Raw genomic sequence first — 16795 nt, 5'->3', positions numbered from 1 at the left:
GCGGGCGACGCCACCGCCGGTCGGGTCGTCATCGCGACCAACGCGCCGATCCTCGACCGAGGCGGCTACTTCGCGCGCGTGACCGCTCAACGCTTCTACACCCTGGCCTTCCGCACACCTGAGCCCATGGTCGGGGCGATGCTGCTGTCGACCGACGAGCCCTCGCGCTCCTTGCGTGACGCCACCGACCACGAAGGACGTCCGGCTCTGCTGGTCGGCGGAAACGGCCACGTCACCGGCCGCACCCGGTCGCCGCGCGCCCGGCTGGACGAGATCCGTGCCTGGACCCGCGACACCTTCGGCGAGCTGGTCGAGACCCACGCCTGGTCCGCCCAGGACTACGTGCCCCACCACGCGCTGCCGTTCGCAGGACCGCTACTTCCGGGACGCGACGACGTCCTGTTCGCCGGCGGCTACTCCAAGTGGGGCATGACCAACGGCGTCGCAGCCGCCCACGTGCTTGCGTCCGTCTGGACCGGCGAGGCACCCCGATGGTCTGCTGCGTACGCCACCTGGTCGCCGCGCGAGCTGCGCGGGCTCCCGTCGGCAGCGCGGGCGAACTCCGAGGTCGGCCTCGCCATGGGAGCGGGCTGGGTGAAGCCGCTCCTCCGTCCGGGCAACGACGCACCTGGCGAGGGCGAGGGACGAGTGCACCGAGCCGGGCTGCTGCCTGAAGCGATCTCGACGACCGACGGGGTCGTACGTCGTGTCTCCGGGGTGTGCACCCACCTGGGCGGCGTGGTGACGTGGAACGACGCCGAGCGCAGCTGGGACTGCCCACTTCACGGCTCGCGATTCGACCGCGACGGCGAGGTGCTGGAGGGCATGGCCACGTGCGGCCTGACGCGCCGGCCGACGCCGTGACCCCCGCCACGGTCAACATCTTCCTCGGGGTGGTTTGAACAGCGTCGATGCGGGAGACTCTTCTCCCCGCCGACACGGTCGGCACTGTTGGTCTTGTCCATCCACGATGTCTGAGGAGCTTGTCGACATGAGTATCGCTACTGCTGCCCCCGCCGTGCTGGAGCCCCTGACTCCCCGTGAGTCGGAGGTGATCGAGCTGGTCTGTCGTGGACTCTCCAACGAGGAGATCTGCCAAGAGCTCTACATCAGCATGAACACCGTCAAGACCTTCATCCGCGGCGCCTACCGCAAGATCGGCGTCGACACCCGGGCCCGCGCGGTCATCTGGGGCTTCCACAACGGCTACGGCGACGACTCCTTGCTGCCCACGCCTGCCGTCGCTTGAGTGGCCTCTGGCGATGACGCTCCGGCGCTGACCGACGACGGCCACCACCTGGTCATCGACGGTCGGCGGTGGCGCGCCACCGACCCCGACATCCCCGAGTCACGGCGCCAGGAGCTCGTCAACGTGCTGATGGCGTGGCGGCGCGAGGTCGGTCGCACGATGGGCACCGACGAGGAGGCCGCCTCGCGTGCTGGAGTCCAGGCCGCCAAGGTCGCTCTCGGAGAACGCGGGTCGCCACCCTGGTGGGAGCAGTCGGACGACGAGCGACGCGAGAGATGGAGCGCGGAGGTCAACGCGCCGACGCGCAGCTGATGCAGGTGCGCGCGGCCGGCCGCGCCTCGAGCCTGCCCTCGCCGATCGGCTCCTCGCACTCCTCGCACCGGCCATAGGTTCCCGCAGCAACCCGAGCCAGCGCGGCATCGACCTCGGCGAGGTGCTGCTGCGCGAGCCGGACGACGGTGCCGACCTGCGAGCGTTCGAACGCGATCGTGGCGCCCTCGGGATCGTGCTCGTCGTCGGCATTGGTGTCGCGCGACGACGCGACCACGGCGTCGTACTCGTGGGTCACGCTCGTCAGCCGCGCCACCACCTCGATGCGGGCCCTCTCCAGACGATCGCGCGCAGACTCCATGGGCCGAGCGTCTCACCGCACCCCACGCATCCTTGAGCCATGAGGCCCGCCGCTCGACGGGACCCCCACCGTCGCAGCGAGCAGGACTGCGCTCCTAGTACTGTCCGAGATCCCGAACCCAGGAGGCCCTCATGCCCGCCCGTCGCGTCCTCGCCACCGAGGAAGCCGCCGACCTACTGCGGCTGGTCCGTCAGATCGCCACCGACGAGCTGGCACCGCTGGTCGCCGAGGCCGAGGCGGAGGAGCAGTTTCCGCGCGAGGTCTTCCGGATGCTCGGTCGCACCGGGATCCTCGGCCTGCCCTACCCCGAGCAGTACGGCGGCGGTGGACTGTCCTACGAGACCTACCTGCAGGTGCTCGAGGAGATCGCGTCGGTGTGGTCGTCGGTCGGCGTCGGGGTCTCGGTGCACGCACTGTCCTGCTTCGGCCTGGCCACGGCCGGCACCGAGGAGCAACGGCAGCAGTGGCTCCCCGAGATGCTGGCGGGCGACCTCCTGGGCGCCTACTGCCTCTCCGAGGCCCACGCCGGCTCCGACCCTGCCGCGATGCGCACGACTGCCAAGCGGGACGGCGACGAGTACGTCCTCAACGGCGCGAAGGCCTGGACGACGCACGGCGGCAACGCCGACTTCTACAAGGTCATGGCCCGCACCTCCGACGACCCCGAGCACCCCGGGCGCGGCATCTCCTGCTTCCTCGTGCCGGCCGACACTGCCGGGCTCACCTCCGACCCGCCGGAGAAGAAGATGGGTCTCACCGCGTCGCACACCACCACGATGCGCTTCGACGGAGTGCGTATCCCCGCCCAGCGACGCCTCGGCGATGAAGGTCAGGGCCTCAAGATCGCGCTGGCTGGCCTCGACTCGGGACGCCTCGGCATCGCCGCGGTCGCCACCGGCCTGGCCCAGGGCGCTCTCGACGCGGCCCTGGCCTACGCGCGCGAGCGCACCGCGTTCGGTCAGCGGATCCTCGACCACCAGGGCCTCGGCTTCGTGCTGGCCGACATGGAGGTCGCGGTCCACCAGGCACGTCAGACGACCCTGCACGCCGCTCGCCTCAAGGACGCCGGCCTGCCGTTCGGTCGCGAGGCATCGATCGCCAAGCTCACCGCCACCGACAACGCCATGAAGGTCACCACCGATGCTGTGCAGGTGCTCGGCGGGGCGGGCTACACCCGCGACTTCCCGGTGGAGCGCTACATGCGCGAGGCCAAGGTCATGCAGATCTTCGAGGGCACCAACCAGATCCAGCGGATGGTCATCAGCCGCCACCTCGACAAGGGCCCCGCCGGCGACATCACCCACACCTCCTGAGCCTCACACCGGCGAGTCGATGGCGTCGACCAGACAACCCGTTGCTGCAGCCACGTCCTCCGGGCGCGAGGCCACCAGGTCACGTCGTAGCTCGAGCATCAGCCCAGCGACATCACGGTTGACGCCGTGCTGGTCAAGCGGCACGTAGCAACCGCCGAACGGCGAGTCCAGCCCCACGTCATCCGTGCCGACCACCGGTTCGAAGGCTGCCGAGGCCGCGCGCACGAGAGGCGCCGACGTGTGGAACGAGTCGGTGCCGAGGCACACCGCCGGCCGGGGCCCGTCACCGTGACGCTCGTAGGGCAGGGCGACCTTCGGGTAGGAGTGGATGTCGAGGACCGTCACGCGACCTACGTGCTCCAGACGCTGCCTCACCAGTGTCGCCAGCGCTGCGGCATAGGGCTCGAAATAGGTCGCGATCAGCAAGTCGCGCTCCTCCGGGGCCGGGCTGCGTAGCGGTGCGAGCTGGGTCGTGCACTCGTAGACCGCGCCCATCCCCACGGCATTCATCTCCTCGCGCTCGTCGGGGAAGCGCTCGGGGTCGACGACCAGTCGGCTGAGCCGGTTCACGAACACCCACGGGCGCAGCGACGCTGCCTCGGCGGCCCGAAGTCCGACCTCGTCGGTGTCCGCGTCAGTGATCGCCGTGAGCTCTTCCTCTATCTCCTCGTCGGAAAGCACGATTCCCTCGCGGACCCCGCTCGGAATGACCCGCGACGAGTGCGGAACGTGAAGCAACACCGAAGACGCCGGATCGCCGGGAATGATGTTGAAAGGAGCGCTCATGAATACACCTTCGCAGTCGCCACCGACATTCCGGACACGCCGGAAAAATGACTGAAGGGCGACCCACGTGGGGTCGCCCTTCAGCGAAGTGTTGTCCGGCGGCGTCCTACTCTCCCACAACCTCGCGGTTGCAGTACCATCGGCGCTGACAGGCTTAACTTCCGGGTTCGGGATGGGACCGGGTGTTTCCCTGTCGCTATGGCCGCCGTAACTCTATGAACCCCGTAGCCGCCCAACAATCGTTGAGGGTGGGGTTGAATTATGGGGTGTAGCTGTTGATCGTGGACGCGGGCACGCATGTGCGGTGTGTAGGTGTTTTGTGGTGTTGGTTGAGGGTTTGTACGGCAAGCCCTCGGCCTATTAGTACCGGTCGGCTGGGCATTACTGCTGTACACCTCCGGCCTATCAACCCAATAGTCTGTTGGGGGCCTTAACCCACAAAGGGGTGGGAAACCTCATCTTGAAACGTGCTTCCCGCTTAGATGCATTCAGCGGTTATCACTTCCGAACGTAGCTAACCAGCCGTGCTCCTGGCGGAACAACTGGCACACCAGAGGTTCGTCCATCCCGGTCCTCTCGTACTAGGGACAGCCTTTCTCAAGTTTCCTACGCGCGCGGCGGATAGGGACCGAACTGTCTCACGACGTTCTAAACCCAGCTCGCGTGCCGCTTTAATGGGCGAACAGCCCAACCCTTGGGACCTACTCCAGCCCCAGGATGCGACGAGCCGACATCGAGGTGCCAAACCATCCCGTCGATATGGACTCTTGGGGAAGATCAGCCTGTTATCCCCGGGGTACCTTTTATCCGTTGAGCGACGCCGCTTCCACTTGCTGGCGCCGGATCACTAGTTCCGACTTTCGTCCCTGCTCGACATGTCTGTCTCACAGTCAAGCTCCCTTGTGCACTTACACTCGCCACCTGATTGCCAACCAGGCTGAGGGAACCTTTGAGCGCCTCCGTTACTTTTTAGGAGGCAACCGCCCCAGTTAAACTACCCATCAGGCACTGTCCCTGATCCAGATCATGGACCTAGGTTAGACATCTAGTACGACCAGAGTGGTATTTCAACGTTGACTCCACCCCCACTGGCGTGAGGGTTTCACAGTCTCCCACCTATCCTACACAAGCCGAACCAAACACCAATACCAAACTATAGTAAAGGTCCCGGGGTCTTTCCGTCCTGCCGCGCGTAACGAGCATCTTTACTCGTAGTGCAATTTCGCCGAGTCCATGGTTGAGACAGCGCCCAAGTCGTTACTCCATTCGTGCAGGTCGGAACTTACCCGACAAGGAATTTCGCTACCTTAGGATGGTTATAGTTACCACCGCCGTTTACTGGGGCTTAAATTCTCCGCTTCAACCCTTACGGGTCTAACAGGTCCTCTTAACCTTCCAGCACCGGGCAGGAGTCAGTCCGTATACATCGTCTTACAACTTCGCACGGACCTGTGTTTTTAGTAAACAGTCGCTTGGGCCTGGTCTCTGCGGCCCTCCCCGCTGCCGGCCGTAAAGGCCATGACGGTTCGGGCCCCCCTTCTCCCGAAGTTACGGGGGCATTTTGCCGAGTTCCTTAACCATGGTTCACTCGATCGCCTTAGTATTCTCTACCTGATCACCTGAGTCGGTTTGGGGTACGGGCGGCGCATAGCTCGCTAGAGGTTTTTCTCGACAGCATAGGATCATCCACTTCAGCCATACGGCCTCCGCATCACATCTCAGGCTCGTCATCAAAGACAGCCGGCCGGATTTGCCTAGCCGGACACCCTACATGCTTACCCACGGACTACCATCGCCGTGGTTGGACTACCTTCCTGCGTCACCCCATCGCTTGACTACTACCGGTTCGGGTCCCACGCTCCGCCATGACGCCTCACCCCGAAGGGATCGGTCTACATGGTTTCGGATGGTTAGCATCACCGGGTTCATCATGGGCGCTACTTTGCCGGTACGGGAATATCAACCCGTTGTCCATCGACTACGCCTGTCGGCCTCGCCTTAGGTCCCGACTTACCCAGGGCAGATTAGCTTGACCCTGGAACCCTTGATCATTCGGCGCACGGGTTTCTCGCCCGTGATTCGCTACTCATGCCTGCATTCTCACTCGTGTCGCATCCACCCCTGGATCACTCCGGAGCTTCACCCGCGACACGACGCTCCCCTACCTATCCACACACCCGTTAGGGCCTTCCACTCAAGGAGGTGCGAATACCATAGCTTCGGCGGATGACTTGAGCCCCGCTACATTGTCGGCGCGGAATCACTTGACCAGTGAGCTATTACGCACTCTTTCAAGGGTGGCTGCTTCCAAGCCAACCTCCTGGTTGTCACTGCGACTCCACATCCTTTTCCACTTAGTCACCGCTTAGGGGCCTTAGCTGATGGTCTGGGCTGTTTCCCTCTCGACAATGGAGCTTATCCCCCACTGTCTCACTGCTGCGCTCTCACTTACCGGCATTCGGAGTTTGGCTAACGTCAGTAACCTGGTCGGGCCCATCGGCTATCCAGTGCTCTACCTCCGGCAAGAAACACACAACGCTGCACCTAAATGCATTTCGGGGAGAACCAGCTATCACGAAGTTTGATTGGCCTTTCACCCCTATCCACAGGTCATCCCCTCAGTTTTCAACCTAAGTGGGTTCGGTCCTCCACGCGGTCTTACCCGCGCTTCAACCTGCCCATGGATAGATCACTTCGCTTCGGGTCTAGATCGTGCTACTCAAACGCCCTATTAGGACTCGCTTTCGCTACGGCTTCCCCACACGGGTTAACCTCGCAACACAACGCTAACTCGCAGGCTCATTCTTCAAAAGGCACGCCATCACCCCAACACCCCAAAGGGGCAGCCGGGCTCTGACGGATTGTAGGCACACGGTTTCAGGTACTATTTCACTCCCCGCCAGGGGTACTTTTCACCTTTCCCTCACGGTACTTGTCCGCTATCGGTCATCAAGAAGTATTTAGGCTTAACGGGTGGTCCCGCCAGATTCACACGGAATTTCAGGGGTTCCGTGTTACTTGGGAAATCACTCGACAGGCACGCACTTACACTTACGGGGCTATCACCCTCTACGGCGCCGCTTTCCAACGGACTTCAACTTCAAGCGTACTTTCTTACTGTCTCGTCCACCGGCAGATGAACATGAATGCTCCCACAACCCCCCAAATGCAACCCCTGCCGGGTATCACACATCTGAGGTTTGGCCTCATCCGATTTCGCTCGCCACTACTCTCGGAATCACTTTTGTTTTCTCTTCCTATGGGTACTGAGATGTTTCACTTCCCCACGTTCCCTCCACACACCCTATTTCATTCAGGCGCGGGTGACTGGACATGACTCCAGCCGGGTTTCCCCATTCGGACACCCCCGGATCACAGCTTGGTTGCCAACTCCCCAGGGCTTATCGCAGGCTCCAACGTCCTTCATCGGCTCTTGATGCCAAGGCATCCACCATGTGCCCTTAAAAGCTTGCCAATACAAACACTCAACAAACACAACAAAGACACACTACAAATTACACAAGACCCACAAACCAAACCCCCCACACACCAACCCCTCACAGGGCCAGCTACTGGGTGGTTCTTCGCGGGTCTGATGCTCGCGTCCACTATCAACTTAACAACACACAAGAAGCACACCCCGGACACCCACACATCCATGCAGGCCCAGACAAGCATCTTCAAAGAAACCTCGAACCCAACACCCGCTCCCCCGTAAGGGCACCTGGTGCCGGCCTGATGTCTCAAAGCTCAACAGTGTGTCAACCCGCGTCCGTTACCACTCACTTCGCGTTCCACACCCACACCACAAGGATGCGAGCAGTACTAACCAAGCCAGCGCAACAAGCGCAAGCATCATCGACGATTCCACTAGTGAACACCACCAATGCCCCTCGAACATTCGTCAAGGGTGCGGGGTATGTGCTCCTTAGAAAGGAGGTGATCCAGCCGCACCTTCCGGTACGGCTACCTTGTTACGACTTCGTCCCAATCGCCAGCCCCACCTTCGACAGCTCCCCCCACACAAGGTGGTTAGGCCACTGGCTTCGGGTGTTGCCGACTTTCGTGACGTGACGGGCGGTGTGTACAAGGCCCGGGAACGTATTCACCGCAGCGTTGCTGATCTGCGATTACTAGCGACTCCGACTTCATGGGGTCGAGTTGCAGACCCCAATCCGAACTGAGACCGGCTTTTTGGGATTCGCTCACCCTCACGGGATCGCAGCCCTTTGTACCGGCCATTGTAGCATGCGTGAAGCCCTGGACATAAGGGGCATGATGACTTGACGTCATCCCCACCTTCCTCCGAGTTGACCCCGGCAGTCTCCTATGAGTCCCCACCATTACGTGCTGGCAACATAGAACGAGGGTTGCGCTCGTTGCGGGACTTAACCCAACATCTCACGACACGAGCTGACGACAGCCATGCACCACCTGTATACCGACAAAAGGGGCCTTATCTCTAAGGCTTTCCGGTATATGTCAAACCCAGGTAAGGTTCTTCGCGTTGCATCGAATTAATCCGCATGCTCCGCCGCTTGTGCGGGCCCCCGTCAATTCCTTTGAGTTTTAGCCTTGCGGCCGTACTCCCCAGGCGGGGCGCTTAATGCGTTAGCTGCGGCACGGAACCCATGGAATAGGCCCCACACCTAGCGCCCAACGTTTACGGTGTGGACTACCAGGGTATCTAATCCTGTTCGCTCCCCACACTTTCGCTCCTCAGCGTCAGGTAATGCCCAGAGAACCGCCTTCGCCACCGGTGTTCCTCCTGATATCTGCGCATTTCACCGCTACACCAGGAATTCCGTTCTCCCCTGCATACCTCTAGTCTGCCCGTATCGAAAGCAAGCACTCGGTTAAGCCCAGTGTTTTCACTCCCGACGCGACAAACCGCCTACGAGCCCTTTACGCCCAATAATTCCGGACAACGCTCGCACCCTACGTATTACCGCGGCTGCTGGCACGTAGTTGGCCGGTGCTTCTTCTCCACCTACCGTCACCCACCTAAACGGCGAGCTTCGTCAATGATGAAAGAGGTTTACAACCCGAAGGCAGTCATCCCTCACGCGGCGTTGCTGGATCAGGCTTCCGCCCATTGTCCAATATTCCCCACTGCTGCCTCCCGTAGGAGTCTGGGCCGTGTCTCAGTCCCAGTGTGGCCGATCACCCTCTCAGGCCGGCTACCCGTCGAAGCCTTGGTGAGCCATTACCTCACCAACAAGCTGATAGGCCGCGAGCACATCCCCCACCCAAAAAAGTTTCCACACAGAACCCATGCAGGTCTGCGTCGTATCCGGTATTAGACACCCTTTCGAGTGCTTATCCCAGAGTGAAGGGCAGATTACTCACGTGTTACTCACCCGTTCGCCGCTCGTGTACACCGAAGTGCCTTACCGCTCGACTTGCATGTGTTAAGCACGCCGCCAGCGTTCGTCCTGAGCCAGGATCAAACTCTCCGTAGAAAATCTAAACCCAGCAAACAAACCCCGACTATTGTCAGAATCATATTGCCGAAAAAACAAACCCAAACAAACTGTAAGGGCATAACAAACTAATTCGTCGACTATGACACACTGTTGAGTTCTCAAACATCAGACGCACCCAGGCTGTACCCTCTTGGGCCGGCGCTTGGGGCAACCTCAGAAACATTACTGATCTGTGTCGTCCGCGTCAACTCGAGGTTCACGCTTCGGATCCGACCAGGTCGCTACATGGCTCAACCCCCGGGTTCTGCCTCTCGACTTCCCCCTGGGTGATGGCCGCTTGTGGCGACATCCAGAACATTAGGACACCGTCGGCGAGGACGCAAAATCGGGGGTGGTCCCCCGTCTCACGGACGCCCGTCGGAAGCCTTGGGATGGCGCCTGTAGTCGCTCACGGTGGGATCGTCAGCGATCCAGAAGCGCCAAGGCCGCTGGGCCGCGAGCCGCAGGCCGACCCGCGGTCCCGACACCACGTCGGCGACCGGCGTGGCCGGAAGCTCGAGGCGCACCGGGCCCTCGGCCAGGTCGGTCCCACGCAGGTCTACGGAGATGCCGAGTGCACGACACAGGAGTCCCGGACCACGTGCGAGCTGGCTCTCCGCCACCCCGGGCCGGCGTTCGCGCGCGACGTCGTGACCTGCGACGACCTCGCCGGCACGCAGGAGCACTCCTGCCGCTTCGCCGTCGTGACCCACGACGACGTTGGCGCACGTGTGCATCCCATAGCTGACGTAGCAGTACAGGTGACCGGCCGGGCCGAACATCACCGCAGCGCGGGGCGTGGGGCCGCGTGCCGCGTGTGATCCGGGGTCGCGCGAACCGGCGTACGCCTCGACCTCGGTGATGCGTACGGCGACGGGTCCGTGACTGATCACCGCGCCGAGCAGTCGGGGCGCGACCGCCTCGGCCGGGCCCAGGAGATCAGGCCAGGCGGACACGGAGCTGGGCTACCAAGGCGGTCACGTCGTCGAGCTGCTCGCGCACCCGCTCGGGGGCGGTGCCGCCGCGGCCGTTCCTGGCAGCGACCGAGCCCTCCACGGTCAGGACCTCACGCACGTGCGGCGTCAGGTGCGGCGAGATGGCGGCGTACTGCTCGTCGGTCAGCTCGTGGAGCTCGACGCCGAGCTCCTCGCACTTCTGCACGCAGGCACCCGCCACCTCGTGGGCGATGCGGAACGCGACGCCCTCGCGCACGAGCCACTCAGCCACGTCGGCCGCCAAGGAGAACCCCTGGGGGGCGAGCTCGGCCATCCGGTCGGTCTCGAAGGTCAGGGTCGCCACCATCCCGGTGAACGCCGGCAGCATGACCTCGAGGGTGTCGATGGAGTCGAAGACCGGCTCCTTGTCCTCCTGCAGGTCACGGTTGTAGGCGAGCGGCAGCGCCTTCAGCGTCGCGAGAAGGCCCGACAGGTTGCCGATCAGACGACCGGACTTGCCGCGCGCGAGCTCGGCGATGTCGGGGTTCTTCTTCTGCGGCATGATGCTCGATCCCGTCGACCAGGAGTCGTGCAACCGGACGAACCCGAACTCACGCGTCGACCAGAGGATGACCTCCTCGGCCAGCCGGCTCACGTCGACGCCGATCTGGGCGCAGACGAACGCGAGCTCGGCCACGAAGTCACGAGCCGACGTGCCGTCGATCGAGTTGGCGCTGGAGCCGGCGAACCCGAGCTCGCGGGCCACCGCGACCGGGTCGAGTCCGAGGGTCTGCCCCGCGAGCGCACCCGAGCCGTACGGCGAGTCGGCGGCCACGCGGGCGTCCCAGTCGAGGATCCGGTCGACGTCACGCAGCAGCGGCTGCACGTGCGCCAGCAGGTGGTGCGAGAGCAGGACGGGCTGTGCGTGCTGGAGGTGCGTGCGACCCGGCATCACGGCGCCGAGGTGCTCGGTGGCCTGCGCCACCAGGGCCTCGACGAGCAGGAGCACGTCGCGCGCCACGATCTGCGCGTGGTCGCGCAGGAACATCTTGAAGAGCGTCGCGATCTGGTCGTTGCGGCTCCGCCCCGCACGCAGCCGGCCGCCCACCTCGGGCCCGACCTCCTCGAGGAGCAACCGCTCCAGGGCGCCGTGGACGTCCTCGTCGGAGGGGTCCGGCTGCAAGGAGCCGTCGTGGAAGCGGGTCTCGAGGACCGACAGCCCCCGCTCGAGCTCGGCCACCGCGTGGTCGTCGAGCAGTCCCGCCCGGTGCAGCGCATGGGCGTGTGCTCGCGAGCCGGCCAGGTCGTACGGCGTGAGGCGCCAGTCGAAGTGCGTCGAGCGCGAGAGCGCATCCAGCTCGGGAGAGGGCCCGCCGGCGAACCGGCCACCCCAGAGCTTGCCGGTGTTGGTGGCGTCCTGCTTGCTCACGGTGCGTCCTTCACTGCGGCGATGGCCGCGGTCATGATGTCGGGTAGCTCGGGGACGACGAGTCGGCCGTCGGCGCGAACCTCGTCGGGGGTCAACCAACGCGCCTCCAGCACGTTGTCGATCTCCAGCGGCTCGAGATGCGCGAAGGTCACCTCGACCTGGCGCGACAGCGAGATCGCGTAGAAGGTCGACCAGCCGACGTAGGCCACGCCGTCATAGCTGTAGGCCAGGGTGTCGGTGTGGAACGGGCTGCCGAGGGCGGTGATGGGGGCCACCACCCCCGTCTCCTCGAAGAGCTCGCGCACGGCCGCCTCCTCGTGGGACTCCCCCGCGTCGACGCCGCCGCCGATGGTGCCCCAGCGCAGCACCCCCGGGTGCGCTGGGTCCTGGTCGAGGAGCAGCAGCACGGCGCCCTCCGCCGAGACCGGGAGCACCCGGGAGGTGACACGCTGGATCGGGTCCATCAGTCGGTGCCGGACTCCATCGCGGCGTGGTCGAGCGCGACCTCGCTGGTGTCGGCCTCGGCAGCAGGGTTGCTGGTGATGCGGTCGGCACCGCCCTGCTCGATCTCGCCGAACAGGGTGCCGTTCTCGACCAACACCTGGCCCTGGTTGAGGGGCTGGGCGGCGTACTGCTCGAGCAGCGCGCGCGAGTCGGCGATGTCGAGGTTGCGCATCGTGAGCTGACCGATCCGGTCGACCGGACCGAAGGCGGCGTGCTCGGTGCGCTCCATCGAGAGCTTGTCGGGGTGGTAGGAGAACGCCGGACCGTCGGTGCGCAGGACCGTGTAGTCCTCGCCGCGGCGCAGCCGGATCGTCACCTCGCCGGTCACGACCGAGGCGATCCAGCGCTGGATCGACTCCCGGATCATCAGCGACTGCGGGTCGAGCCAGCGGCCTTCGTAGAGCAGCCGGCCGAGGCGACGTCCCTCCTGGTGGTAGTGCGCGATCGTGTCCTCGTTGTGGATCGCGTTGACGAGACGCTCGTAGGCGATGAAGAGCAGCCCCATCGCGGGGGCCTCGTAGACGCCGCGCGACTTGGCCTCGATGATGCGGTTCTCGATCTGGTCGGACATGCCGAGCCCGTGGCGCCCACCGATCTGGTTGGCCAGGTGCACCAGCTCGACCGCGCCCTCGGGGCCGTCGAAGCGCTTGCCGTCGATCGCGACCGGGCGACCCTGCTCGAAGGCGATGGTGACGTCCTCGGTGGCGATCTCGACCGAGGGGTCCCAGAACTTCACGCCCATCATCGGCTCGACGTCCTCGAGGGAGGCGTCGAGGTGCTCGAGCGTCTTGGCCTCGTGGGTGGCGCCCCAGATGTTGGCGTCGGTGGAGTAGGCCTTCTCCTTGGAGTCGCGGTAGGGCAGGCCGCGCGCCGTCAGCCAGCGGCTCATCTCGTCGCGGCCGCCGAGCTCCTCGACGAAGGCGGCGTCGAGCCAGGGCTTGTAGATGCGCAGCTGCGGGTTGGCGAGCAGGCCGTAACGGTAGAACCGCTCGATGTCGTTGCCCTTGAAGGTCGAGCCGTCGCCCCAGATGTCGACGCCGTCCTCGTGCATGGCGCGCACCAGCATCGTGCCGGTGACGGCACGGCCGATCGGCGTGGTGTTGAAGTAGGTGCGCCCGCCGGAGCGGACGTGGAAGGCACCGCACGCCAGCGCCGCAAGACCTTCTTCGACCAGCTGGGTCTTGCAGTCGAGGTGGCGCGCGATCTCGGCGCCGTACTCCTTGGCGCGGCCGGGCACCCCGGCGATGTCGGGCTCGTCGTACTGCCCGATGTCGGCCGTGTAGGTGCAGGGGATCGCACCCTTCTCGCGCATCCAGGCGACGGCCACCGACGTGTCGAGGCCTCCGGAGAAGGCGATGCCGACGCGCTCGCCGACGGGCAGGGAGGTGAGGACCTTGCTCACAGGGGAATTCCTTTGGTTGGACTGGGAAGAGATGTCAGAAGGTGGGCGCTGGCGAGCTGGCCGCCAGCGCCAGGATTCGTCGTGCCAGGGCGTCGCCGCCGGCGGGGTCACGACCGATCACGAGCACGGTGTCGTCGCCGGCGATGGTGCCGAGGACGTCGGGCAGCTCGGCCTTGTCGAAGGCCGAGCCGAGGAACTGGGCGGCGCCGGGCGGGGTGCGCAGGACCACGAGGTTGGCACTGGCGTCGGCGCTGACGAGCAGCTCGCCGCAGAGCCGACCGAGCCGGTTCAGCGCCGCCGCGGTCTCGCCGGGCGAGGTGAGTCGACGGTCGCCGCCCTCCCCCGGCACGGCGTACACGAGGGAGCCGGAGGCCGAGCGCACCTTGAGCGCGTCGAGCTCGACGAGGTCGCGCGACAGCGTCGCCTGCGTGACGCGCAGGCCCTCGGTCGCGAGGAGGTCGGCCAGCTCGGTCTGCGAGTGCACCTCGTGGTGGGTGACGAGCTCGATGATCCGCTGGTGCCGGGCGCTCTTGGTGGCGGGAACCATGCTCACGACGCCTCCCCCGACTGGGCCACGGCGTGATCGAGGAGGAAGGCCAGGACCGCCTTCTGCGCGTGGCGACGGTTCTCTGCCTCGTCCCACACGACGCTCTGCGGGCCGTCGAGGACGTCGGCGGCGATCTCCATGCCCCGGTAGGCGGGCAAGCAGTGCAGGGCGATGGCCGACGGCGCGGCCGCCGCCATCAGCTCGGAGGTGAGCGAGTAGGGCTGGAAGACCGAGGCACGAGCAGCCTGCTCGCTCTCCTTGCCCATCGAGATCCACGTGTCGGTGACGACGATGTCGGCCCCGGTGACTGCTTCGACGGGGTCGGCGATCGCCACCGCGGAGCCACCGGTCGTCGCGCCGATCTCGGCGGCGCGGGCGAACATGGCGTCGTCGGGGAGGTAGCCCTCGGGGGCGCTCACGCGCACGTGCATGCCGGCCGTCGTGCCGCCGAGGAGCCAGGAGTTGCCCATGTTGCAGGCACCGTCGCCGATGAAGGTCACCGTCAGTCCGGCGAGGTCGCCCTGGTGCTCACGGATCGTGAGCAGGTCGGCGATCACCTGGCACGGGTGGAAGTCGTCGGTCAACGCGTTGACCACCGGCACGCCTGCGTGCGCCGCCATCAGGTCGAGGTCGGACTGGAGGAAGGTGCGCCACACGATCACCGCCACCTGCCGGCCCAGCACCCGGGCGACGTCCTCGACGGACTCGCGGATGCCGATCCCGGCGAGCTTGCCCTCAACCAGCATCGGGTTGCCACCGAGCTCGGCGATGCCGGCTGCGAACGACGTCTGGGTGCGCAACGTCGGCTTGTCGAAGATCATCGCAACCGACTGCGGACCGGCGAGCGAGCGACGGTCGTAGGGCGCGGCCTTCAGCTTGGCAGCGAGGTCCAGGACCTGCGCCTGCTCGGCCGGCGACAGGTCGTCGTCGCGCAGGAAGTGACGCATCAGGCGGTCCCCCGGGCGCGCTCGACCACGCCGTCCCAGGCGTCGAGGAACGAACGGACGTCGTCCTCGCTGAGAACCAGCGGCGGAGCGAGACGCAGCCGGCTCGGGCCGGTCATGTTGATGATGAACCCGGCGTCCTGAGCGGCCGCGACGGCGTCGGCGGCGAACTCCCCCGACAGCGCGATGCCGACCAGGAGACCGTGGCCGCTCACCCCGACGACCTCGGGGTGGGCGCTCAGCGCCGTACGCAGGTCGTCGCCGCGCTTGACGGCGTTGTCCATCAGGCCGTCGGACTCGATCGTGCGCAGGACGGCGAGCGCCGCGGCGCAGGCGAGCGGGTTGCCACCGAAGGTGGTGCCGTGGTTGCCCGGCTGGAGCAGCTCGCCCGCAGCACCCAGGGCGACGCAGGCGCCGATCGGGAAGCCACCGCCCAGGCCCTTGGCCAGGGTGACGATGTCGGGGACGATCCCGGCGCGCTGGTGCTCGAACCAGACGCCGGTGCGACCGATCCCGGTCTGGATCTCGTCGATCCAGAGCAGCGCTCCGTGGGTCGAGCTGATCTCGCGCGCGGCGGCGAGATAGCCGTCGGGCGGGACGATGACGCCGGCCTCGCCCTGGATGGGCTCGAGGAGCACGGCGGCGGTCTCGTCGGTGACCGCGGCGGCGAGCGCGTCGGCATCGCCGTACGGGACGAAGGTGACGTGTCCGGGCAGCGGCTCGAAGGGGGCGCGGTAGGCCTCCTTCGAGGTCAGCGCCAGGGCGCCCATCGTGCGTCCGTGGAACCCGCCCTCGGCCACGACGACGTGCGTGCGGCCGGTGCGACGGGTGAGCTTGAACGCAGCCTCGACGGCCTCGGTGCCCGAGTTGGTGAAGAACACCTTCCCGTCGCCGTGGTCGAGGTGAGACAGGATGGTCTCGGCGAGCTCGATCTGGGGCTCGCTGGCGAAGAAGTTCGAGATGTGGCCCAGGGTGCTGACCTGGTCGGTCACCGCCGCGACCAGGGCCGGGTGGGCGTGACCGAGCGCGTTGACGGCGATGCCACCGAGCAGGTCGACGTACTCCTTGCCGTCGGCATCCCACACGTGCGTGCCCTCGCCCCGCACCAGCGTGAGCTTGGGCGGGCCGAAGGTGTTCATCAGCGAGGCGGCGTAGCGCTCGCCCCACGACGCGGACGTGCTCGCGCTACTCACCGGAGTCACGCGCCTTGCGGGTCTTGGTCTCGACGCCCGGCAGCACCTGGGTGCCGACGCCCTCCTTGGTGAAGAGCTCGAGCAGGACAGCGTGCGGCTCGCGGCCGTCGACGACCGTGGCGCGCGGGACACCGTTCTCGACGGCCTGGAGGCAGGCTCCCATCTTGGGCACCATGCCGCTCGCCAGGCTGGGGAGGATCGTCGCCAGCGACTCGGGGCTGATCTCGCCCACGACGTCCTCGCTGTTGGGCCAGTCGAGGAAGAGCCCCTCGACGTCGGTGAGCACGAGGAGCTTCTCGGCCTTGAGCGCCACCGCGAGGGAGGCTGCGGCGGAGTCGGCGTTGACGTTGTGCACGAGGCCGTCGACGTCCGGGGCGACGGAGGAGACCACCGGGAT

General features: G+C 65.5%; 13 protein-coding genes, 3 rRNA genes and 1 pseudogene. 4 read left to right on the top strand and 13 right to left on the bottom strand.

Annotated features, from left to right (window positions below; translation table 11 throughout):
- The 3 genes from VOI19_RS01980 to VOI19_RS01970 all read left to right on the top strand — a co-directional run.
- A partial coding sequence (locus VOI19_RS01980; protein ID WP_323791275.1) for an FAD-dependent oxidoreductase occupies window positions 1-864 on the top strand: 864 nt, incomplete at its 5' end.
- Window positions 865-991: 127 nt separating this feature from the next.
- Window positions 992-1249 (top strand): helix-turn-helix domain-containing protein, encoded by a 258-nt coding sequence (locus VOI19_RS01975; protein WP_323791274.1) that lies wholly within the window; start codon window positions 992-994, stop codon window positions 1247-1249.
- Entirely contained in the window at window positions 1250-1561 is a 312-nt protein-coding gene (locus VOI19_RS01970) for a hypothetical protein (protein ID WP_323791273.1), read from the top strand. It abuts the gene before it with no gap.
- On the opposite strand, the gene VOI19_RS01965 is transcribed toward VOI19_RS01970, so the two are convergent.
- On the bottom strand, window positions 1539-1880 hold the full coding sequence (locus VOI19_RS01965; RefSeq protein WP_323791272.1) for a TraR/DksA family transcriptional regulator: 342 nt from the start codon (window positions 1878-1880) through the stop codon (window positions 1539-1541). The two genes, VOI19_RS01970 and VOI19_RS01965, sit on opposite strands and share 23 nt — an antisense overlap.
- Before the next feature lie 131 nt (window positions 1881-2011).
- Here VOI19_RS01965 and VOI19_RS01960 point away from each other — a divergent pair, with 131 nt between their 5' ends.
- Complete coding sequence (locus VOI19_RS01960; protein ID WP_323791271.1) at window positions 2012-3193, top strand: acyl-CoA dehydrogenase family protein; 1182 nt, start codon at window positions 2012-2014, stop codon at window positions 3191-3193.
- 3 nt (window positions 3194-3196) lie between these two features.
- On the opposite strand, the gene VOI19_RS01955 is transcribed toward VOI19_RS01960, so the two are convergent.
- The 12 genes and pseudogenes from VOI19_RS01955 to VOI19_RS01900 form a co-directional block, all read right to left on the bottom strand.
- The gene (locus VOI19_RS01955; RefSeq protein WP_323791270.1) at window positions 3197-3979 is read right to left on the bottom strand and encodes an N-formylglutamate amidohydrolase; all 783 of its coding nucleotides are present in this window, start codon (window positions 3977-3979) and stop codon (window positions 3197-3199) included.
- A gap of 93 nt (window positions 3980-4072) precedes the next feature.
- A 5S ribosomal RNA gene (gene rrf, locus VOI19_RS01950) occupies window positions 4073-4189 on the bottom strand.
- Between the two features lie 130 nt (window positions 4190-4319).
- Window positions 4320-7454, bottom strand: a 23S ribosomal RNA gene (locus tag VOI19_RS01945).
- A gap of 457 nt (window positions 7455-7911) precedes the next feature.
- Window positions 7912-9441, bottom strand: a 16S ribosomal RNA gene (locus tag VOI19_RS01940).
- The 16S, 23S and 5S rRNA genes sit together here, the layout of an rRNA operon.
- A gap of 368 nt (window positions 9442-9809) precedes the next feature.
- Window positions 9810-10400 (bottom strand): DNA-3-methyladenine glycosylase, encoded by a 591-nt coding sequence (locus VOI19_RS01935; RefSeq protein ID WP_323791269.1) that lies wholly within the window; start codon window positions 10398-10400, stop codon window positions 9810-9812.
- Window positions 10384-11808, bottom strand: coding sequence for an argininosuccinate lyase (argH, locus tag VOI19_RS01930; protein WP_323791268.1), 1425 nt, complete (start codon window positions 11806-11808; stop codon window positions 10384-10386). The genes VOI19_RS01935 and argH overlap by 17 nt, the downstream gene beginning before the upstream one ends.
- Window positions 11805-12272 (bottom strand): NUDIX hydrolase, encoded by a 468-nt coding sequence (locus tag VOI19_RS01925; RefSeq protein WP_323791267.1) that lies wholly within the window; start codon window positions 12270-12272, stop codon window positions 11805-11807. Before VOI19_RS01925 ends, argH begins: the two co-directional genes overlap by 4 nt.
- The gene (argG, locus tag VOI19_RS01920; protein ID WP_323791266.1) at window positions 12272-13714 is read right to left on the bottom strand and encodes an argininosuccinate synthase; all 1443 of its coding nucleotides are present in this window, start codon (window positions 13712-13714) and stop codon (window positions 12272-12274) included. Before argG ends, VOI19_RS01925 begins: the two co-directional genes overlap by 1 nt.
- Window positions 13715-13748: 34 nt before the next feature.
- On the bottom strand, window positions 13749-14261 hold the full coding sequence (locus VOI19_RS01915; RefSeq protein WP_323791265.1) for an arginine repressor: 513 nt from the start codon (window positions 14259-14261) through the stop codon (window positions 13749-13751).
- A gap of 2 nt (window positions 14262-14263) precedes the next feature.
- On the bottom strand, window positions 14264-15211 hold the full coding sequence (argF, locus tag VOI19_RS01910) for an ornithine carbamoyltransferase (RefSeq protein WP_323791276.1): 948 nt from the start codon (window positions 15209-15211) through the stop codon (window positions 14264-14266).
- On the bottom strand, window positions 15208-16398 hold the full coding sequence (locus tag VOI19_RS01905) for an acetylornithine transaminase (protein ID WP_323791264.1): 1191 nt from the start codon (window positions 16396-16398) through the stop codon (window positions 15208-15210). The genes argF and VOI19_RS01905 overlap by 4 nt, the downstream gene beginning before the upstream one ends.
- A pseudogene (locus tag VOI19_RS01900) lies at window positions 16391-16795 on the bottom strand (acetylglutamate kinase); the annotation flags it as partial. The gene VOI19_RS01905 and the pseudogene VOI19_RS01900, both read right to left, overlap by 8 nt.

Origin of the sequence: Nocardioides sp. (genome assembly GCF_034670285.1) — a bacterium.
Classification (GTDB): Bacteria; Actinomycetota; Actinomycetes; order Propionibacteriales; family Nocardioidaceae; genus Nocardioides.
Note: the sequence above shows the minus strand (reverse complement) of the source record. Positions and strands in the feature narration are given on the sequence as shown.

Excerpts from the sequence above, each read along its gene's own strand:
- VOI19_RS01975 (WP_323791274.1), top strand. The coding sequence starts at position 992 with ATGAGTATCGCTACTGCTGCCCCCGCCGTGCTGGAGCCCCTGACTCCC.
- VOI19_RS01965 (WP_323791272.1), bottom strand. The coding sequence starts at position 1,880 with ATGGAGTCTGCGCGCGATCGTCTGGAGAGGGCCCGCATCGAGGTGGTG.
- VOI19_RS01960 (WP_323791271.1), top strand. The coding sequence starts at position 2,012 with ATGCCCGCCCGTCGCGTCCTCGCCACCGAGGAAGCCGCCGACCTACTG.
- VOI19_RS01955 (WP_323791270.1), bottom strand. The coding sequence starts at position 3,979 with ATGAGCGCTCCTTTCAACATCATTCCCGGCGATCCGGCGTCTTCGGTG.
- VOI19_RS01925 (WP_323791267.1), bottom strand. The coding sequence starts at position 12,272 with ATGGACCCGATCCAGCGTGTCACCTCCCGGGTGCTCCCGGTCTCGGCG.
- VOI19_RS01915 (WP_323791265.1), bottom strand. The coding sequence starts at position 14,261 with ATGGTTCCCGCCACCAAGAGCGCCCGGCACCAGCGGATCATCGAGCTC.